This is a genomic window from Nostoc sp. LEGE 12454, from assembly GCF_056620565.1.
On the sequence record NZ_JBWQXL010000073.1, the window covers coordinates 1 to 19,489 of the forward strand.

Here is a 19,489-nt window from a genome sequence, read left to right on the forward strand (position 1 = left end):
GTCCCTTACTTATAGAAATCGCCGAAAAAGATTTAGTTTAAGGTTTAATCTGATTGCTGCTCTCTACAATTATGAGCTTTGTCTCCCCAAAATAAAATCTTCCTGAGCGACTTTTGCAAGAGGTCTATTGAGGAAACTAAAATCTGAGTTGCCGATAAAATGTCTGAATCTAGGTGCCGAGACTAGCAATTACTAGTCTCTGCAAAGGCTTTTAAATCACCCAAAATCATTTTTTATACCTGAATTTAGCAACGCCCTAATTAGAGCTATTTTGGTCTAATTTTTGTTTTAAGTTAATGACACTCAATCTAACTTTTACCTAGATGCATTACGAAAACACTATCTTTTTATAGGGGATGGTGCTAGTAATCCTGATAAAGCACCCAAAGAACCAGTTCCAAGAGCGGTTAGAAGGTCAGGAATTTGTTTGTTGCCCTTTGCTTGTAGAGCAATTGCACCTATAAGGCAAATTAATACTGTAGAGGTTAGTGTACCAACAATCATGCGGTAAATCCAGGGGTCTGTTTGTATATAGTTTTGTGGCAGATTAAAGGTATTATTTACTGCATCAGCGTTTTGTTGTACACCTTGCTGACCTTTTAAATCATTGAGAGTTGATGGTTGTTTACTTTCCTCAACTAAAGACTGTGTTTCGACTGAAGAGTTTTTTTCATTCTGTGTACTCATAGTGCATCCTTTTTATTTAAGAAAAATAAGCATTGGAAGTTTTCTATAATGTTAATCACATTACGATTCCTCTTTTTCGGAAAAGTAGAAGCAATCAGCAAAGTTTTTTGGCAGTAAAGTGAGATCGCCCCTCTGTCTCTTGGCCCTTGATCGCTGGAGTGGGCTTAATTTTGGGTTTAAACAGACTCTAGTAGGTTATGTGGATTTACCTTGGCATCGCTGTAGGAGATTGTGGGGTGTGTGGTTGGAGCGATCGCACTCAATACCCAATGTCTCACTCTAAGATAAGTAATAAGCTATCTGAGTAATACAAAAAGCACTAATTTATACTTATATTTAACCGCAAGCACTTGGAAGCGATCGGCAAAGCTTTGCAACAGCTAGAAGCCGCGCTCATCCAAGTTATGCCAGAAGACAACGATCGCGAAAGGTGTTGGTAAAAGAACGGGATTAGGATTAGCGTAAACGTAAAGCGGCTTGCCGCAGGCATCGCTCAGTCTATTGTTATAGAAAAACATGGTAGAACTTTGGATGTGAATTCTACTCCAGGATAAGGAACAGAATTTATGATTACCTTACCGATTCTGGCTTAGACTCAAAGTTAACTTGGTCGAAAGTGTGATTTCAGTTAACCACCGCCAGTCAATCGCACACTTGCTATCATTGTTAACCCAGATTTACACTTGCCCAGATACCCTCACCATCAGCAATGCCGACAGTTCTGCTGATGTATGGGCTTTTTTCTGATGAAAGAGAATCTAACCATCAACGTTTTCTAAAGTGGGTTTATATTTCTGTAGCTAAAATAACACTTATTTCCGAGTCTTTTTACTTACAGCACGGAGTCTGTGGTTTGCTACCTCAGCCTCATCTAATGCCAGTTGCTCTGTCTCCAAACCTTGAGAGTGAGCTTCTGCACTTGCTATGTGCGGTATTAACGATAAATCTTTAACCGGACATTAGACACTATATGACAGATTAATAGTGCTGACCTACTCAGACTGATTTGAGTTAAGCCGCAAATACACGTATGCAGCTAGATTAGAATTAGATTATTATATAACCGAAATATTACTGTGATTTTTGAAGGTTTTTATATATGTAAATGGTTGATTTCAGAGAATATACGGTAACGATAACCAAAGCGATCGCGGTACTTTAATTTTAATAAATCTTATATTATTCAGATTAAAAAACTCAGAAAAGATGACGAAAACAGAATGTAGAAGCTCAAGCTAATAATCAATTCTAGTCTAAAACTAGTACGGTAAAACTCTGACAAATACCAAGCGTAGTTCTCCTTGAAAATATGAGATCCACTCTCTAGGCGTATACGCATCTACAAGAGGTCTGAGGCTAAAAACCTCTTCTTTCGCACTTCAGGCTTTGGTGAAGACTTGTGCAATATGTAGGTTTTTATGATGGAATTTTTAAATAATTTTTTCTCTACTAGCCAGTTTATTCCCCACGGACATTGCTATCTCTGGAAACCAGGATTGGTGTGGTTGCATCTGATTTCAGATGTGTTAACTGGACTTGCTTATTATTCAATTCCAGTGATGCTGGTTTATTTTGTCCGTAAACGGCGAGATATGCCTTTCGGCTGGATATTCTTAATGTTTGGTACATTCATCGTTGCTTGTGGCACAACCCATTTAATGGATGTATGGACGCTTTGGTATCCTACCTATTGGCTATCAGGGTTAGTCAAAGCTATCACCGCTTTCGTCTCCGTATTAACGGCTCTAGAGCTTTTGTCATTAATGCCGCAGTTGCTAGCTCTACCGAGTCCTGCCCAACTAGAGGCTGCAAACTACCAACTAGCAAAAGAAATTGCTGAACGCATACGGACTGAGGAAGTGTTGAGGGAAAGCGAACAACGCTGGCAATTAGCTTTGCGCGGCAATAATGATGGAATTTGGGACTGGAATGTTAAAACCAATGAAGTTTTCTTCTCGGCTCGCTGGAAAGAAATGCTCGGTTACGAAAACCACGAAATTTCTAACCATTTAGATGAATGCGTGACACGAGTGCATCCGAACGATATTGAGCGGGTGAAACAAGCGGTTCAAGATCACTTTGCTCAGAAAACACCGTTTTACATTACCGAGTATCGAGCTTTATGTAAAGACGGCACCTATAAATGGATTTTAGATCGAGGGCAAGCACTGTGGGATGAAGATGGTAATGTAGTACGAATGGCAGGCTCACATACTGATATTACCGATCGCAAGCAAGTAGAGGAGACACTAAATAGCCTACTTAACCAATTAGAAAGCATGGTTGAGGAAAGGACAGCAGAGTTAACAACAATCAACGAATCGCTACAGACAGAAATTACTGAGCGCCAGCGAATAGAAAAAGCATTGCGAGAGAGCGAACAGCGATTTCGGGCTGCATTCCATCAAGCTGCTGTTGGCATTGCCCATGTCGCAATCGATGGAAGCTGGTTGTTAGTTAATCAGAAGCTTTGCGATATTCTCGGTTACACACTCGAAGAACTACAGTTGTTAACTTTCCAAGATATTACTCACCCGGACGATCTTAACACTAACCTGAAATATGTTGAGCAGATTTTAGCAGATAATATTCAAACTTACTCGATGGAAAAGCGCTATTTCCGTAAAGATAATTCCATAGTTTGGGTTAATCTCACTGTGTCTTTAATGCGCGAATCTAGTGGGGAGCCAAAATATTTTATTTCTGTGGTCGAAAACATTAGCGAACGGAAAGCCGCGCAGCGCGAACGCAAGCAGTGGGAGGAGCAAATTCAAGCATCACTATTAGAGAAAGAGGTGTTATTAAAAGAAATTTACCATCGGGTCAAAAATAATTTACAGGTTATTTCCAGTCTGCTCAACCTGCAATCTGCCTATATCAAAGACAAAGAAGATTTGGTAATATTTCAACAAAGCCAGCAGCGAATTGCATCAATGGCTCTCGTTCACGAAAAATTGTATCAATCTCAAGACTTAGCAAGGATTAATTTTGGTGAATATATTCGAGATTTGGTAACAAGTTTATTTACTGCTTATGAAGTCAATGAAGATGCGATCGCTTTGAAAATCAATGCCGAAGATTGTATTTTTCTCGGTTTAGATACAGCAATTCCTTGTAGCTTAATTATCCATGAACTTGTCTCTAATTCTTTAAAATATGCATTTACCGAAGGAAGTAATGGTGCAATCAATATTGAAATAAAAAAAATAATTAATAATAATTTAATGCTAATAGTTCGTGATGACGGTATTGGCTTACCACCAAACTTTGATTTAAAAAAAATCGCATCATTAGGATGGGAGTTAGTAGATGCTTTAACCCATCAGCTAGCAGGAAATATAAATATTACAGGCTCCACTGGAGTAGAGTGTCAGGTGACATTTCCTTTACCATAAATATACGATTAATCAAAGATGGCAAACGCAAAAATTTTAGTTGTGGAAGATGAAGCTATTGTTGCTAAAGACTTACAATATCGGCTTAAGAAATTTGGTTACGCAGTACCTGCTATCGCTTCATCAGGAGAAGAAGCAATTAATATAGCAATAGAAATATCTCCAGATTTAGTACTGATGGATATCAAGCTTAAAGGCTCAATGGACGGAATAGAAGCTGCTGAAGAAATCTATAAACGTTTGGATATTCCAGTAATTTATTTGACTGCTTATGCAGATGAGAACACATTGGAACGAGCTAAGATAACTGAGCCGTTTGCCTACCTACTGAAACCTTTTAAAGAAAGAGAACTACAAACAAATATTGAAATAACTTTGACTAAGCATGGTTTGGAAAGGCAATTAAAAGTTAATAAAAAATGGCTGGATGCACTTTTAAAAAGTATCAGCGATGGTGTGATTGCTAGCAATTTACAAGATTTAATCACTTTTATGAATCCGGTTGCGGAAAATCTGACTGGATGGAAACAAGAAGAAGCTTGTGGCAGAAATTCCTCAGAGGTGTTTAATATTGCTAATGGCGAAACTCATAACCCTATTGAAAGTCCGATTATAAAAGTTCTTCAAGATGGTACTATCGTTCATCTCCCCGCAGAAACAATTTTGATTAATAAAAATGGTGCAGAAATACCAATTGATGACAGCGCTGCACCGATTAAAGATGACAAAGATAATATTACAGGCGCTGTATTAGTGTTTCGAGATATTACTGAGCGCAAACTAGCGATTGAGGCGCGTCAAAAGCAAATTGAGCAAGAGCAACTTGTGGTGCAATGGGAAGAGATAAATCAACTCAAAAATGACTTTTTGAATTTAGTTTCTCACGAACTGCGATCGCCTCTGAGTAATATTAAGATGATGATTCAAATGATACAACTATCTAGTAATACTGAGGATGCTCAACGCTATCTAAGATTAATGGAAAGCGAGTGCGATCGCGAACTAGAATTAATTAACGATCTACTAGACTTACAACGGCTAGAAAGCTCATCCTATCAAGTTATTACACCTGATGCGTTGCTCTTACAACAGTGGTTACTTTGGATTATCGAGCCGTTTCAAATTCGCGTTCAAGAACATCAGCAAACTCTACAGGCGAATCTCCCTGCAAACCTCCCGCCGCTATTGTCAGATGGCATTAGCTTGGAACGCATTATAGTAGAATTGCTCAATAATGCCTGTAAATACACACCTACGGGTGGTGAAATTGTCTTAAGTGTAAGTCACAATTCCTCGGAAACACCTGCAAAAACAATTATTACTGTCAGTAATTCAGTAGAAATTCCGGTAATAGAGTTACCACGGATATTTGATAAATTTTATCGTCTCCCTAATGCAGATATCTGGAATCAAGGTGGTTCGGGTTTAGGTTTATCTATAGTCCAGAAATTAGTCGAACAATTGCAAGGAAACATTCAAGTAGAAAGTGGCAATGGATGGACTACATTCACTCTTACATTAACTGATTTATAGTACTCGATAAATTAAAAATTGCTAGGTGAGGGTGGGGAGTAAAAAAATCGCGTTGTCAAACCTTTGCATAATTATAAAAGTTTCTTTGGAATACTAATAGATTTTTAATATGAGAATTTCATAAGTTTGATAGTTGTTTATGTTGGGTTTCACTATCATCCCGCCCAATTTGCACGAATAGATTTCACGATCGGTAATTAACTGAACTTGATATGAGATAATTAAACCAAATTATTAAATATCGAAAAATGTCATTAACTATATCTTCTACACCTCAAGGTTTTAGTGCATTCATCACTAATTTGGGAATACGAGATACAACTGATGATTTTGTATTTATTAAATCATCAGTTCCTTGTGTTGCAGATGGAGTTTTCACTCAAAGTCTTTTTGCCGGGCCAAGTGTTACTATTAGCCGCGATAATTTAAAAGATTCACAAGCACAAGCAATTGTCGTTATATCTAAAAATGCAAATGTAGCTAATGGTTCTGTTGGCATCGCTGACGCCCAAGAGGTTCTGCAATTAGTCGCAACTGAAACTGGAATTGCTGCGCATAATATCGCGATCGCTTCTACAGGTGTAATTGGCAGACGTTACCCCATTGAAAAAATCCGGACTGGTTTATTAGGATTGGGCAAAAAATTGACTGATGCTGATTTTCATGCTGCCGCTCGTGGTATTATGACCACCGATACAGTAGCGAAACTAGCTACACGGCAAATAGGAAATGCCAAGCTAGTAGGAATTGCCAAAGGTGTTGGTATGATTGAGCCTAATATGGCTACTCTCCTAACTTTCTTTTTTACTGATGCTGCAATTTCTGCAAATAGCCTTCGTTCTATTTTTCGCTCTACTATAGATAAAACCTTTAATTGCTTGAGTGTAGACACTGACACTTCTACTAGTGACTCTGCTGTGATTTTAGCTAATGGTTTAGCCGGTGAAGTTTCAGAACTAGATTTTGCTAGTGCATTGCAAGAAGTTGCACAGGAATTAGTGCTGAAAATTGCACGAGATGCAGAAGGTGCTACTAAGATAATTGAGGTAACTGTAGATTCAACGATTAACTATGCACAAGCTAAAACAGTAGCGAAAGCAATTGTAAATTCACCATTAGTAAAAACTGCTGTTTATGGAGCAGATCCGAATTGGGGAAGAGTTGCTATGGCTATAGGCAAATGTGAAAACGAACAGCAGATAAATCAAGATAAAGTTGTTATTAGTTTTGATAATGTAAAAGTTTATCCTAGTAGCTTAACTGAAGAAAATCTAGAACAGTTACGACAAATTATGTCTAAAGATAAAGTAGATATTCATGTTAGCCTTAATATTGGCGATGCCTCTGCAACTGTATGGGGTTGCGATCTTTCAGAGGGTTATATAGAAATTAATGGTAAATACTCAACTTGATTAGACCTGTTGTACAGCAAAATTTGCCCTCAACCCCAACCCCTTCTCCCAATTTTGGGAGAAGGGGAGCGAATTTTAAAGTCACTCTGCCAAGCTTGGGAGAGGGACTTAGGGTGAGGGCTTTTGCTTCATTGTGCTAGGCGATAACTTATTTAAGATATCAAGGAGAAGTAGTTTTAGAAACTTCTGGACTGCGAATGATGATATGTCCCTTATCACTTTCTTGAATAGCTAAAACTGACGGTAGCTCATCAGGCTTTGCATTTGGAGGCAATGCTCGAAACAAATAAATCCAGCCGCCACGTTCTAGGAGTAAGCGCCAGATTCTCGGCTGCTTTGGATTGCTGATATCATTATCTTCCCTACCTCGCAAGTCATCGAATAGACCTCGATCGCCAATTATGCGATAACCTTTCAATGAAGGATCGGCAAATATATCATCAAGTTTGCGTCCTACAGCAAACTTTTCTTCCGGTGTAATTAAGGCTACAACTGGCAAAGTAGAGTTTTGACCAGCGTCTCGTCGCGCATCTGCAAAGCCTTGCCAACGCGCTAACCAAAATATCACAATTAATACCCAGGATACTATTACTATTTCATTAACTAGCGATCGCAAAAAATCAACTGAACGCAGTTGTCCAGAACTAAATTCAGCTATAGATTTGAGCCGTTTAGCTGTCCATGAGCGTTTGTGTTGAGTTGCAGAGATGATACGACTTAGTAGTAATTGGCTTGCAGAGACTACCGTATCACTAACGATTTTAATTAACCATAACGTTACCTGAATTGCGATCGCAGCTAGAAAAAAGGCGATCGCTGTTTTGCAGATTGTCCAGATATCTCCGAGAAATATTTGCAGGGGAACTATGAGAAAAGATTGTGCAGGTAAATCGAGGGTATTGACTTCTAGTTGAAAAAAGTAGAAATATGACCAACGGTAAATCCAGCCTGCAAAGAAAAGCGCCGCACCCAGCAAGCCAAGTACACTGGTGAATTTACCTAAAATATTGGTTTCTTGGTTGGGGGTTTGGGTCATAGGGCAGATGAGGGATATAAGGGAAACAATATAGCGTTTATTGTTTGTATGCAAATATACTTTGACCTCTCTCCAAACCTCTCTCCTAAGAGATGAGAGGCTTTGAATTTTACTCGCTTTCTTTTTTAAGAAAAAAAGGCTTTGAATCTTACTCCCCTTCCTTTGTAGGGAAGGGGTTGGGGGTTAGGTCTGTATTCCACTCAATTGCAAACCGCTACAGGTAAATAATCAGCTTATTTTAGTGATTTTACGGAAATTTGGTATATGCCTTTGAAGTTTAATGAGAAAGTTAAATATAGTCAAATATACTGTTAAAGCTATGAAAGCTTTTTTCCAGGGATGGGTTGTGGTAATTCTAGTAATGGCAGCAGCGATCGCAGGAAACATCGAAGCTGTAATTGGACAGAATGTCAAGACGGGAAATTTATTGTTAGCACAAACACCAGTTAACGCAGATGAATTAGAACTTTCAGTAGCATTACCAGAGTTAGCAGAGGTCATGCTCAAAGGGGGTGAGTCAAGGAGTGGTCGAGTAATAGGAATTGATGCACAAGAGCAAGCACTATCAATTCAGCGTAGTAATAAAACTACCACGATTCCTCTGAGCCAAATTACAAAAGTAGTTTTCAAGAATGGTGCGTTAGTTTACAGAAGCAATGGGCGGCAAATTATCCGGGGTGAGCGCGATCGCCCCACAGGTAAAACGGTAACTTGGAGCGGTATACCCCTAAATACTTTTACGGTAAAAAATCCTACTCAAGGTCAAGCGGTGGTGAAGCTCAAACCACCTATAGTTTCTACGGCACAGTTGCAAGGTATTCAGTCAGTAGCGAGAAATCGGCAATATGTGGTAAATGAAATCCAGTTCAATTCGCAACAAAAAACGATCGCTATTCTGGCAAAACCTTATTGAGCGTGAATAAATTCATCCGTAGGGGCGTATATCTATGCCCCTAAGCTTTTTGACGTTTCTAACGACAAACACAATATTAACAAGAAACATTGGGATGTTCCTCACAAACATTGCAACATTCCTGACAAACATCACAATGTTGATACAAAACATTGCGACATTCCTGACAAACATCACGATGTTCCTCACAAACATTGCAACATTCCTGGCAAACATCACGATGTTCCTCACAAACATTGCGACATTCCTGGCAAACATCACGATGTTGATAACCACAGCTTCTGTTAAACCCAATGAAAAACAGCTACCTGTTATTTTATGAAAAAAATTCTCACCAGTTTTTTGGCTTTGGGTATTTGTCTAACGCCTTTAACAGTAATGCTGATGGCTCAACCCACCAGGGGACAGACTCAAAACTCGCGATCGCAAGAAGCAGAAAGACTGCTAGAGCAAGGCATAAAACTGACACAGCAACAGGAACATCAACAGGCAATACAAATATTTCAGCAAGCTTTAAGCATTTCACGACAACTCAAAGACCAAAAATTTGAAGGAACTGCACTGCTTGGACTTGGGCATAACTACGACGCTTTAGGAGAAAAGCAAAAAGCACTCGATTTTTACAACCAAGCTTTGCCCCTTTGGCGTGCTGTGGGCGATCGCACAGGTGTTGCGACTACACTAAATAACATCGGTTTAGTCTACGACGCTTTAGGAGAAAAGCAAAAAGCACTCGATTTTTACAACCAAGCTCTGCCCCTTTGGCGTGCTGTGGGCAATCGCTCTGGTGAGGCGACTACACTCAATAATATCGGTAAAGTCTACCACGCTTTAGGAGAAAAGCAAAAAGCACTCGATTTTTACAACCAAGCTCTGCCCATATTGCGTGTTGTGGGCGATCGCACTGGTGAGGCTCGCACACTCAATAACATCGGTGCAGTCTACGACGATTTAGAAGAAAAGCAAAAAGCACTCGATTTTTACAACCAAGCTCTGCCCCTTTGGCGTGCTGTGGGCAATCGCTCTGGTGAGGCGACTACACTCAATAACATCGGTAAAGTCTACCACGCTTTAGGAGAAAAGCAAAAAGCACTCGAATTTTACAATCAAGCTCTGCCCCTTAGGCGTGCTGTAGGCGATCGCTCTGGTGAGGCGACTACACTCAATAACATCGGTGCAGTTTACGACGATTTAGGAGAAAAGCAAAAAGCACTCGAATTTTACAACCAAGCTCTTCCTATATTGCGGGCTGTGGGCGATCGCACTGGTGAAGTTGTCACCTTGGGTAATATTGGTGTACTCTTCCAAAAAACAAATCGACCAACCGAAGCCATTACTAATTTAGAGCAATCTCTCAAAATCAGCTTAGAAATGCGCCGGGGTTTACAACGAGAAAATCGTCAAAAGTTTTTACAGCAAAACGATGTATATGCTACTGCTTTAGTCGATGTCCTAATTAATCAAAAGAAATACGCTCAAGCTTTTGAATGGGTTAACCTATTCACCACAGCCGACCTTGCTGATTATACTCGCCTCATTAATGCTAAAGTTGCCAACCCAGAAGCACAGCAGAGCCTTAAGGATTGGACTAAAAAAAATCAGCGATTGGAAGCACTGCGACAACAACTGCAAAGCGATCGCTCCGAAAGCCTACCCCAACGAATTCGGCAATTAGAAGTACAAGTTTATTCAGAAGCAGAAAATATCTCTCGCCGTTTTCCTGAAGTGGCAGAACTATTTGAAACTACACCCATAGATATTAAAAATCTTACATCCTCTATACCCGCAGGAACAGTTGTAGTTCAACCTGTTTTGCTGACTAATGTGAAAGAGATGCCTAATAGTGTCGCATTTTTTATCTTCACAAAAGGTCATTTTAGTGTTATTAAAAAACCTATTGAACCCAATAAATTTAATAAACTTATTGCTGATTACTTAAAACAGGTACAAGACGATAGTGATTCTGACTACTTTGAAACCGGCGGCGAACTTTATGATATTCTCATTCGTCCTATAGAAGGCGAGATTAAAGCTTTATCACCTAAACAACTGAGTATTATTGCTACTGATCAACTGCGCCATTTACCTTTTGAGACTCTTTACGACAATAAAACTAAGCAATTTCTGATCCAAAAATATTCTGTAAACTATCTCACTCGCATTTCCAATAAATCCTTACAATCTCTAGGTATGCAAAATGCCATACCCCGCAAACTACAAGCTGTTTTAGCATTTGGTAATCCAGTAACCAGTGAGCCACAAAATCTCCCAGGTGCAGAGGCAGAAGTCATAAAGATTAAAGAAATACTGCCAGATAGTGAAGTTTATATCAATAAAAAAGCTACTTTGGAAAACTTTAGATCCCAGGCTTTGCAGTTTTCTTTTTTGCACTTAGCAACTCACGGCTGTTTTCAAACTGAAGATTGCAAAAAAGTCAAGCTAAAAAATAATACGTTACTCTTTGCTGATAAATCCTTAGACATTGCCGATGCTGCTCTTTTAGGTTTACAAGGCACACAATTGATTACTCTTAGTGCCTGTCAAACTGCTGTAGATACTAATTTAAATGACGCAGGAATTGCAGGTGTTGCTTATATATTTGAGCGGGCTGGTGCTAAAGCTGTTATGGCAAGTTTGTGGGCAGTTGATGATGAAGCAACTCAGCAATTGATGGTTGATTTTTATCAGAATCTCAAGGATGGTATGACGAAAGGGAAAGCTTTGCAACAAGCGAAGTTGAAGTTAATTGCAGACCATCGCCATCCTTTTTATTGGTCGGCATTTGTGCTGATTGGCGATGCACGGTAAAATAATTCGTAATTCGTAATTAAAGAGCCAAGGCGAATGGAATTCGCGGCTACACAGGCAAAGTCCGCCTCCGCGGACTAAGAAAAATTGAGGGTTTGAAACCACGGAGGCGGTCACTGAGCTTGTCGAAGTGTGGGTTTTGTTTGTGTAGACGCGGTTTCTAACCGCCTTTTTAATTACAAACCGATTCACTCACAAAAACTTGTCTGGTGTAATTGGCAAATCGCGAATCCGCTTACCTGTGGCATGATAAACTGCGTTAGATATGGCAGCGGCTACCCCAACAATCGGAAGTTCCCCCAGGCTTTTAGTTCCTAGTGCATTCACATAAGGATCGCGTTCTTCAACAAATTGCACTTCCATATTGGGGATATCTGCATGAACGGGAATCAGGTAATCGCAAAGGTTAGCACCAACTATTCTGCCCTGATTAGCATCCATGACAGTTTTCTCCATCAGCGCCATACCAATTCCCCAGGTAATCCCGCCAATAACTTGACTCCGCGCTGTCTTGAAGTTGAGAATTAGCCCTGCATCATAAACGCCTACGCAACGTCTAACTTTGATTTCTCCTAACAATTCATCAACTGCAACTTCGACAAATATCGCCCCAAATGAGTGTTTGGCGTATTCTTTGCTCTCTGGATTGAGTGAGGATTCCTCTGTAACTTCTAAACTTTCTAATCCGTGACGGCGTAGAATATCGGTGTAGCTGTCTCGCTTCGATGGGTCTTGTTTTGAAAATATTTGCCCTGACTCAACGGCAATATCTTCTGCTTGCGAGCTGTAAAGCAGAGAATTTGCATCTGCGATCGCCATTTTAATTATTTTATCCCGTGCGGCGATCGCAGTTTGATGCACCGCCGGGGAAACACTCGCAACGGTAATTGAGTTCCCTGTAATTGGGGCTTTCGGAAAATTAGTATCACCTAATTCAAACTGCACTGGTAATCCCAAGACTTCAGCAGCTACCTGCGTCATCACTGTATAAGTACCAGTCCCGATGTCTTGAGTACCACTTTGTACTTTTACTTCTCCAGTGGCAAAAATTTCTACCTTGACTGATGCAGTTCTCGCATTGGTGGGAAATGTCGCACTTGCCATTCCCCAACCAATCAGGAAATGATTGTCTCGCATGGAACGGGGAACTGGATTGCGTTGTGCCCATCCAAAAATTTCTCCCCCTTTTTGATAACATTCTTTCAGGAATTTGCTTGACCAAGGTAATCCTTTGTGTGGATCGATATCTGCATGATTTCTCAGTCTTAGTTCAATTGGATCGATATTTAAGGTGTATGCCAGTTCATCCATTGCCGTTTCTAAGGCAAACATTCCCGGCGCTTCTCCTGGGCCACGCATAAAGGTTGGTGTGCCGGCGTTGATGCGTCCCAAACGATATTTAATTTCCAAATTGGCACAGGCGTACATCATCGTTGTTGCTGCACCCACAGGTTCGGCAAAGTCATCAAACAGGGAAGTTAAAGATGTCCCAATTTGCTCGATCAGGGTTAATTTACCTTCCTTGGTTGCACCTAACGTTAGCTGCTGCTGAGTTTCCGAGCGGTGGCCGCAAGCTGTGTACATTTGCGATCGCGTTAGCACAACTTTTACAGGGCGTTTTACTTGACGAGCTGCGATCGCTGCTAAAATCGTATGCGATCGCAGCAGCGCCTTACAACCAAATCCGCCGCCTAAATATTTGGAGATGACGCGGACATTTTCTTCGGGAATATTCAGAATAGATGCAATTCGGCCTTGGGTTGCAGAAACGCCTTGAGTGGTTTCATAGAGCGTCAAGTTATCCCCCTCCCACATTGCGATCGTTGCAGAAGGTTCTAGGGGATTATGATGTTCTATTGGCGTAGTATAAACTTGCTCTACTAAGACTTCTGCCTGTACTTTCCCCGATTCAACATCCCCTCTGGTGATTTTAGCTGGCATCATACCAAAAAATATCGATTCGGGTTCAAATATCTCTGTATGTGCCATTGTGACTGTCGGAATGGCTTCTTCGTAGATAATTTTTATCTGAGAGGCAGCAGTTTCGGCTTGTTCTAAAGTTTGGGCAATTACAACTCCCAGATGTTGACCATCGTAGTAGATATTATGGTCTTTTTCAGTTGACTGAGGTGGTGGAGGGCCAAAGAAGGGTATTTTTACCAGAGATGGAGTTTGTTGGTAAGTAATGATATCTACTACACCAGGGGAGACTGCGGCTGCCGTTGTGTCTATTTGGATAATTTTACCGCTGGCGATCGCGCTTTGAAAAATCACTCCATAAGTTAAATTCTCAATTGGCACATCGGCTGTGTAAGGCGCTTCTCCCGTAACTTTCAGCCTACCATCAACGCGATCGAGTGGTTTCCCAATAATTTTATTCATAATTTTTCTGCCACAACTGAGAGTGCGCGGATCAAAGCGCGTTTGACTAATTCAATTTTGAATTCATTGTGTGTTTGCGGTTTTGCTTCTTTGATGGCTGCTTCTGCTGCGGCTGTAAAGATATCTTCGTTAATTTCTTTCCCTTTGAGGATCTCCTCAGCTTCCCTTGCACGCCAAGGTTTGGGTGCTACTCCCCCAAAAGCGATACGTGCCGATTTTATCGTGTCTTGTTCTATATCTAAAGCAACAGCTACGGAAACGAGAGCAAATTCGTAAGAAGCTCGATCTCTTACTTTTAAATAATGGGATTTATATGCAAAATCTGCAACTTCAATAGCAACAATTAATTCTCCAGGCTGTAATAGAGTTTCTTTAGCTGGTGTCTCACCTGGTAAAAGATAAAAATCATGAATTGAAATTCGCTGTGATGTTTCTATTCCTTGGATGCAAATCACTGCATCTAATGCCGTCAAAGCTACAGCTAAATCGGAAGGATGAACGGCAATGCAATGTTCGCTAGCTCCGAAAATGGAATGCATTCGATTGTAACCTGTAATTGCCGAACAACCCATACCAGGAGTGCGTTTATTACAAGGAAAAACCGGATCGCGAAAGTAGCCACAGCGGACTCGTTGCAGTAAATTCCCCCCCACTGTTGCCATATTTCGCAGTTGCGGCGAAGCGCTTTGTAATAAAGCTTGGCTAATTACGGGATAACATTCCTGAATTTGGGGATGAAAAGCCACATCGCTCATTCGAGAAATCGCACCAATGCGGATTCCATTCGGTAGAGATTCAATATCTGCTAAGGGCAAACTATTAATATCAATTAATATATTCGCTGTTTGAACTCCATCCTTCATTAATCCCAGTAAATCTGTGCCACCAGCAATAAATGCAGCAGTTTTGTCTTGCTCAACTGTGGCGATCGCAATTTCTTCTGAGGTGACTTTAGCATAACTAAATGGCTGCATCTTCTTTTTCCTCTAGCACATCTCGAATCGCCGCAATAATATTTGGATATGCTCCACAACGGCAAAGGTTTCCACTCATGTTTTCTCGAATTTCTGCTTCAGATTTTGGTAATTCTTCTAATATCATCCCTACGGCTGAGATAATTTGACCTGATGTACAGTAGCCACATTGAAAAGCATCATGGGTAATAAAGGCTGTTTGCATAGGATGGAGTTTACCATCTTGTGCTAATCCCTCAATTGTGGTAATTTCAGCACCGATGTGCATGATTGCCAAAGTCATACAAGAGTTAATTCGCCGATTATTAACTAATACAGTACATGCACCACATTCACCGCGATCGCAAGCTTTTTTTGTGCCCATCAAACCCAGCTTTTCTCGAAGTGCATCTAGTAATGTAACACGAGGTTCTATCTTCAAGGAGTAAGATGTATTATTAACATTCAGTGATAATTCTACTTCCTCTGAACCGAATATTTTCACTTCTTGAGTAAGTGAGTCTGAAGTTCTTGAAGCTAAGGAATTTTTTTCCATGTCTTATGTAGATAATAATTACATCATTTACTATACTAGCGATAAAAAGTCTGCGGTTGTTCTAGCTTTACTTCCTGATATTTATAATCCGATAAGGTAACGGCAAGAACGGATAGCAAAAGGCATAAAGAACTAATCTCTCAAGCAATCACTTATGGGTAATTTACAATAAGCGGCAATTAACTCACTTAAACCAATACATACAGAAGCTACCTGAAATTTCATACAAACTCTTTTTCACAATTATTTTAAATATGAAAATGATACAGTAAGGTTAGTGAGCTTAGAGGAAGTTTATGAAAATTAAAAGTCAAATTTAATAAATTTATCGCTCAAATCGAGGTAATGGTATTTATTTGCGTTTGTCGAATTAGTAAAAAATGCTGAACCGTGCAGTTTTTGTTACTACCAGCAACCGCAAAATTGATGACAATCCATTAGAATACGAATTCAGAGTTGATTCTTAAGGAAGATTGACTAAAAAACTACTTAGGAGTCAAAGTAATAACTGTGGATCTAGCTGAAAGATAAAGTTGCCTTCAGACATGGAAGAAGTGTATATATTCATGGGAATATTCTGAATTCTGACTTAATAATATGAACACAAATTTCACTCAGAAATTCTCCCAACCCATAGTAGAGAAAGTTGCTATTGTTGGTGCTGGTCCAGGCGGTTTGGCTGCTGCGATCGCACTGAGAACCCAAGGGATAGAGGTTCAAGTATACGAAAAAGCCCAAGAATTTCGTCCGGCGGGAACTGGACTAGGGCTAGCTCCCAATGGCTTGTATTCTCTAGATGCGATGCCTGCGGCGGGCTGCGCCAACGCGCCGGGAATTGTTGAAACCCTCAAAAGTTCGGGATGCGAAGTTCACCACACAGTTTTAAAGAGTATTCAGGGAGAAACAATCCGAACTAACGCAACTAAATATTTAGAGCAATACGGACAACCTTTGTTAACTATTTGGTGGTATCGTCTACAGCAAGTCTTAGCCTCTCGATTGCCGTCTGACATAATTCACCTCAATCATCGCTGCATCGGCTTTGAGCAAGATGCAAACGGTGTGAAAATTCATTTTGATGGCGAAAAATCGGTATATGCAGATTTGTTGATTGGGGCTGATGGCGTTAACTCTGTCATCAGAGAAACTTTATTTGGCGAAGGTAAGCCTAATTATATCGGTAGTATGTGTTGGCGTGCCGTCATTAAGTATCGCCACGAGCTATTTAATGATTATGAACTAGTTTTTGTCAAAGGCAATCAACAGTTTATGTACCTTCTGAATGTGGGCGGCGGCTATACCAGTTGGATTAGTCGGAAGTTCTCGCCTGAGTACTCCCTTTCACACAGCGCTGATGAGGTGAAGTCTCGTATTCTCCATGAATTAGCCGACTGGGATGAATCCTTTCGGGTGGTGGTAGAAGCGACACCACCCGAGGAAATTTGGGAAGGGCCAATTTGCGATCGCCCACCTTTAACTCAATGGAGTCAAGGCAGAGTCACTCTCTTAGGCGATGCCGCTCATCCAATGGCGCCTGCAATGGGACAAGGAGCCAATACCACTTTTGAAGATGCATACCAACTACGAGAGTGTTTTTCTGATTCAGCTAATCTGCAAGAAGCTCTGACTAGCTACGAACAGTGTCGCATCGAGCGGACAAAACTCATTCAAGCTCGTAGTGCCTTGGGTGAAATGCGGTACTACGACATTAACACCGTGGCATCTAACGGGCAGACGCAAGAGCGGCAAATGAGTATGAATGATGATTTTCACAAATGGGTGTACGACTTTAAGCCATCTGTAAAAAGTTAAATTCTATTGTGGTATTAGTAAAGTTATTGCGATCGCCACTAGCGCATAAACTTACAGCAAGCCCTAATCTTATCGAGTAATTTGAGCCTATCAGAAGTAACTGTTTTTAGTCAAGCCCTCAAACACAACAAATTCGTTGGATAATTGAGAATTACTCGCACAAAATCAACATAACTTAATTAAAATGTTAATTTTTATGAAAGGCTAATAGCTATCCAATACAGTTCAGAGTAAGCAACAAAATCCAGATGTAGAGACGCGATTTATCGCGTCTTGAAAAACCAATTATCTACACGAATGACCTTTAACCCAAACGTATTGGATCGCTATTAGCTTTTTGGGGTAAATTGAAGTATTAAATCTCGCTTTGGAGTTGCTAATTTACCGCTTTTTTCGGACGATATTGAGCACAAGTCATCAGTTTAGCGTCTATTTTTCAGTTCCTGAAAATTTTCAATTGTCAAAAATATTTCTTCATCAGCTATTTGACTATTGTAATCGATATTAATTTTAGTTGGATAACCAAGTTTAGCATTGTATTCTACATCCAGGTTGGATGCTTTACGCTTGATAGCATCTTGAATTACATTAAAGAGTTCGGGAATTGTATCGTATTTTTGAAAGAATTCCGGATTAACTGGTTTACCAGTTGCTACAGAAGTGACTGAAATTGTTTGACCATTACGTACTTGAATAACTACTGGCCCTCTAGCATCTGGTATGCAGAAGCAACTATTGCTAACCGTAATGCGATAGTTATAAATATTTGCCTGCTCCCACAAACGCTTATTAAATTTCAACCGTCTTGAATTCAAGTTATTATTCGTTTGCGTTTGATATTGTGCTTTTTCTGGGGTAGTTTCGGACATTACTGGTAGGTTCAGACCTAGAGATAGCAATAGTGTTGCACTGATGATCGTAGGTAAACGCATATTAATCGATTTATTAGTTGTACAAAATCTTACTATTATTATGTTACAGTAAATTTCAACTTATTTACGAGCGCCTGTTTAAATAAATTTTATCTTTTAATTAATTTTTGTAGAAAAATAAATCTGCATCTTTTGATAATGCCCATCTATAATCCAACTTTCAAGACATAAATTAGGAACTTTGTCCAAATATTTTTGATCGCCCCAAATTACCTCTTTTTCCAAAGCAATACCTACGGCTGGCTACGCCTACGCAGCAACTTTTAAATTTTTCGTATCTATCTGGATTGAACTATATAATCCTCCCCATATTTGAAGTATGAGGAGGATTCAATTATCCCTAATTAGCAACATTGATAATTGCTAATTAGGATTTAGCTGTGAGCTTGCAGACATGCCTCAGCTTCTATAAATTTTGAGAGATGTTTACGCAACAATCTCAAAGTTTGTCGCTGATAATAATGGTGCGGCTGTGAATTGATTGTTATCGTTATCAATGTTGGCAAACAAACTACCTGTCCCATAGCCTGGTGATGTCAAGTTTTGGTTGAAGAACAAGTTGCCAGTTCCAAGACTGTAAGTAATGAGTCCAGAGCTAGTTGCAGCTGCTGCATCATTAGCTACTATCCTAATTTGGGACAGATTATTGAGTCCGCCAAAAGTTGTCTTATCGAGGACAATTTTATCGCTAAAGTAGCTGAAGTCAGTAATTTTATCTACACCGAGATCGGCACTATTGTACCCAGCACCTGAGTTGAATACAAAGCGATCGCCACCAGCACCACCAGTCAGAATGTCATTACCTTTACCACCTCGTAAAATATCATTACCAGCATCTCCATAGAGCAAGTCATTGCCAGCACCACCATAGAGAACGTCATTACCCTCACCACCGAAGGCTCTCAACGGTGTCGTTGTGCCACTACCATCCAGAAAGTCATTGCCAGCCCCGCCTGTGAACCAGACTGCATTTACAGAAGTTGCTGACAGGTTGTTGACATCGAGGATGTCATCACCGCCACCACCATTGATTTCAAACCTTTCTGCACTGTCTACAGTCAGAGTGAAGG

The 19,489-nt window shown here is 40.2% G+C and carries 15 protein-coding genes; 7 read left to right on the plus strand and 8 right to left on the minus strand.

Annotated elements, in window-relative coordinates:
- Positions 1-339: 339 nt before the first annotated feature.
- Both AC1F2U_RS33025 and AC1F2U_RS33030 read right to left on the minus strand, forming a co-directional pair.
- Positions 340-687, minus strand: a complete 348-nt coding sequence (locus AC1F2U_RS33025; RefSeq protein ID WP_480264978.1) for a hypothetical protein — start codon at positions 685-687, stop codon at positions 340-342.
- A gap of 380 nt (positions 688-1,067) precedes the next feature.
- A complete protein-coding gene (locus tag AC1F2U_RS33030; protein WP_480264979.1) occupies positions 1,068-1,205 on the minus strand; it encodes a hypothetical protein in 138 nt (45 codons plus the stop codon).
- A 900-nt stretch (positions 1,206-2,105) separates the two neighbouring features.
- On the opposite strand from AC1F2U_RS33030, the gene AC1F2U_RS33035 reads away from it, so the two are divergent.
- The 3 genes from AC1F2U_RS33035 (at position 2,106) to argJ (ending at position 7,027) form a co-directional block, all read left to right on the plus strand.
- On the plus strand, positions 2,106-4,082 hold the full coding sequence (locus tag AC1F2U_RS33035) for a PAS domain S-box protein (protein WP_480264980.1): 1,977 nt from the start codon (positions 2,106-2,108) through the stop codon (positions 4,080-4,082).
- Positions 4,083-4,100: 18 nt separating this feature from the next.
- A complete protein-coding gene (locus AC1F2U_RS33040; RefSeq protein ID WP_480264981.1) occupies positions 4,101-5,615 on the plus strand; it encodes a hybrid sensor histidine kinase/response regulator in 1,515 nt (504 codons plus the stop codon).
- Positions 5,616-5,863: 248 nt separating this feature from the next.
- Positions 5,864-7,027: a bifunctional glutamate N-acetyltransferase/amino-acid acetyltransferase ArgJ gene (gene argJ, locus AC1F2U_RS33045; protein WP_480264982.1), complete on the plus strand. Its 1,164-nt coding sequence runs from the start codon at positions 5,864-5,866 to the stop codon at positions 7,025-7,027.
- 160 nt (positions 7,028-7,187) lie between these two features.
- Here the strand turns inward: argJ and AC1F2U_RS33050 are convergent, their stop codons facing one another.
- A complete protein-coding gene (locus AC1F2U_RS33050) occupies positions 7,188-8,063 on the minus strand; it encodes a hypothetical protein (RefSeq protein ID WP_480264983.1) in 876 nt (291 codons plus the stop codon).
- 319 nt (positions 8,064-8,382) lie between these two features.
- Here AC1F2U_RS33050 and AC1F2U_RS33055 point away from each other — a divergent pair, with 319 nt between their 5' ends.
- The 3 genes from AC1F2U_RS33055 (at position 8,383) to AC1F2U_RS33065 (ending at position 11,784) form a co-directional block, all read left to right on the plus strand.
- A complete protein-coding gene (locus AC1F2U_RS33055; protein ID WP_480264984.1) occupies positions 8,383-8,976 on the plus strand; it encodes a hypothetical protein in 594 nt (197 codons plus the stop codon).
- A 94-nt stretch (positions 8,977-9,070) separates the two neighbouring features.
- Complete coding sequence (locus AC1F2U_RS33060; protein ID WP_480264985.1) at positions 9,071-9,298, plus strand: hypothetical protein; 228 nt, start codon at positions 9,071-9,073, stop codon at positions 9,296-9,298.
- Entirely contained in the window at positions 9,295-11,784 is a 2,490-nt protein-coding gene (locus AC1F2U_RS33065; RefSeq protein ID WP_480264986.1) for a CHAT domain-containing protein, read from the plus strand. Before AC1F2U_RS33060 ends, AC1F2U_RS33065 begins: the two co-directional genes overlap by 4 nt.
- Before the next feature lie 192 nt (positions 11,785-11,976).
- Here AC1F2U_RS33065 and AC1F2U_RS33070 read toward each other — a convergent pair whose 3' ends face one another.
- From AC1F2U_RS33070 to AC1F2U_RS33080, 3 genes are read right to left on the minus strand one after another with little or no spacing between them, the layout of a single operon-like run.
- Positions 11,977-14,166 carry a xanthine dehydrogenase family protein molybdopterin-binding subunit gene (locus tag AC1F2U_RS33070; protein ID WP_480264987.1) on the minus strand — a complete coding sequence of 730 codons (2,190 nt, stop codon included), beginning with the start codon at positions 14,164-14,166 and terminating at the stop codon, positions 11,977-11,979.
- Positions 14,163-15,140: an FAD binding domain-containing protein gene (locus AC1F2U_RS33075; RefSeq protein ID WP_480264988.1), complete on the minus strand. Its 978-nt coding sequence runs from the start codon at positions 15,138-15,140 to the stop codon at positions 14,163-14,165. The genes AC1F2U_RS33070 and AC1F2U_RS33075 overlap by 4 nt, the downstream gene beginning before the upstream one ends.
- On the minus strand, positions 15,127-15,675 hold the full coding sequence (locus AC1F2U_RS33080; RefSeq protein WP_480264989.1) for a (2Fe-2S)-binding protein: 549 nt from the start codon (positions 15,673-15,675) through the stop codon (positions 15,127-15,129). The genes AC1F2U_RS33075 and AC1F2U_RS33080 overlap by 14 nt, the downstream gene beginning before the upstream one ends.
- Before the next feature lie 597 nt (positions 15,676-16,272).
- On the opposite strand from AC1F2U_RS33080, the gene AC1F2U_RS33085 reads away from it, so the two are divergent.
- The gene (locus AC1F2U_RS33085; RefSeq protein ID WP_480264990.1) at positions 16,273-17,487 is read left to right on the plus strand and encodes an FAD-dependent oxidoreductase; all 1,215 of its coding nucleotides are present in this window, start codon (positions 16,273-16,275) and stop codon (positions 17,485-17,487) included.
- A gap of 422 nt (positions 17,488-17,909) precedes the next feature.
- Here AC1F2U_RS33085 and AC1F2U_RS33090 read toward each other — a convergent pair whose 3' ends face one another.
- Positions 17,910-18,419 (minus strand): DUF6174 domain-containing protein, encoded by a 510-nt coding sequence (locus AC1F2U_RS33090; RefSeq protein ID WP_480264991.1) that lies wholly within the window; start codon positions 18,417-18,419, stop codon positions 17,910-17,912.
- A gap of 426 nt (positions 18,420-18,845) precedes the next feature.
- Positions 18,846-19,489 (minus strand): calcium-binding protein (locus AC1F2U_RS33095; RefSeq protein WP_480264992.1); only part of this gene is annotated, 644 nt, incomplete at its 5' end.

Coding starts and splice junctions, on each gene's coding strand:
- AC1F2U_RS33025 (WP_480264978.1), bottom strand. CDS start 687: ATGAGTACACAGAATGAAAAAAACTCTTCAGTCGAAACACAGTCTTTA.
- AC1F2U_RS33030 (WP_480264979.1), bottom strand. CDS start 1,205: ATGTTTTTCTATAACAATAGACTGAGCGATGCCTGCGGCAAGCCGCTT.
- AC1F2U_RS33035 (WP_480264980.1), top strand. CDS start 2,106: ATGATGGAATTTTTAAATAATTTTTTCTCTACTAGCCAGTTTATTCCC.
- AC1F2U_RS33040 (WP_480264981.1), top strand. CDS start 4,101: ATGGCAAACGCAAAAATTTTAGTTGTGGAAGATGAAGCTATTGTTGCT.
- argJ (WP_480264982.1), top strand. CDS start 5,864: ATGTCATTAACTATATCTTCTACACCTCAAGGTTTTAGTGCATTCATC.
- AC1F2U_RS33050 (WP_480264983.1), bottom strand. CDS start 8,063: ATGACCCAAACCCCCAACCAAGAAACCAATATTTTAGGTAAATTCACC.
- AC1F2U_RS33055 (WP_480264984.1), top strand. CDS start 8,383: ATGAAAGCTTTTTTCCAGGGATGGGTTGTGGTAATTCTAGTAATGGCA.
- AC1F2U_RS33060 (WP_480264985.1), top strand. CDS start 9,071: ATGTTCCTCACAAACATTGCAACATTCCTGACAAACATCACAATGTTG.
- AC1F2U_RS33065 (WP_480264986.1), top strand. CDS start 9,295: ATGAAAAAAATTCTCACCAGTTTTTTGGCTTTGGGTATTTGTCTAACG.
- AC1F2U_RS33070 (WP_480264987.1), bottom strand. CDS start 14,166: ATGAATAAAATTATTGGGAAACCACTCGATCGCGTTGATGGTAGGCTG.
- AC1F2U_RS33075 (WP_480264988.1), bottom strand. CDS start 15,140: ATGCAGCCATTTAGTTATGCTAAAGTCACCTCAGAAGAAATTGCGATC.
- AC1F2U_RS33080 (WP_480264989.1), bottom strand. CDS start 15,675: ATGGAAAAAAATTCCTTAGCTTCAAGAACTTCAGACTCACTTACTCAA.
- AC1F2U_RS33085 (WP_480264990.1), top strand. CDS start 16,273: ATGAACACAAATTTCACTCAGAAATTCTCCCAACCCATAGTAGAGAAA.
- AC1F2U_RS33090 (WP_480264991.1), bottom strand. CDS start 18,419: ATGCGTTTACCTACGATCATCAGTGCAACACTATTGCTATCTCTAGGT.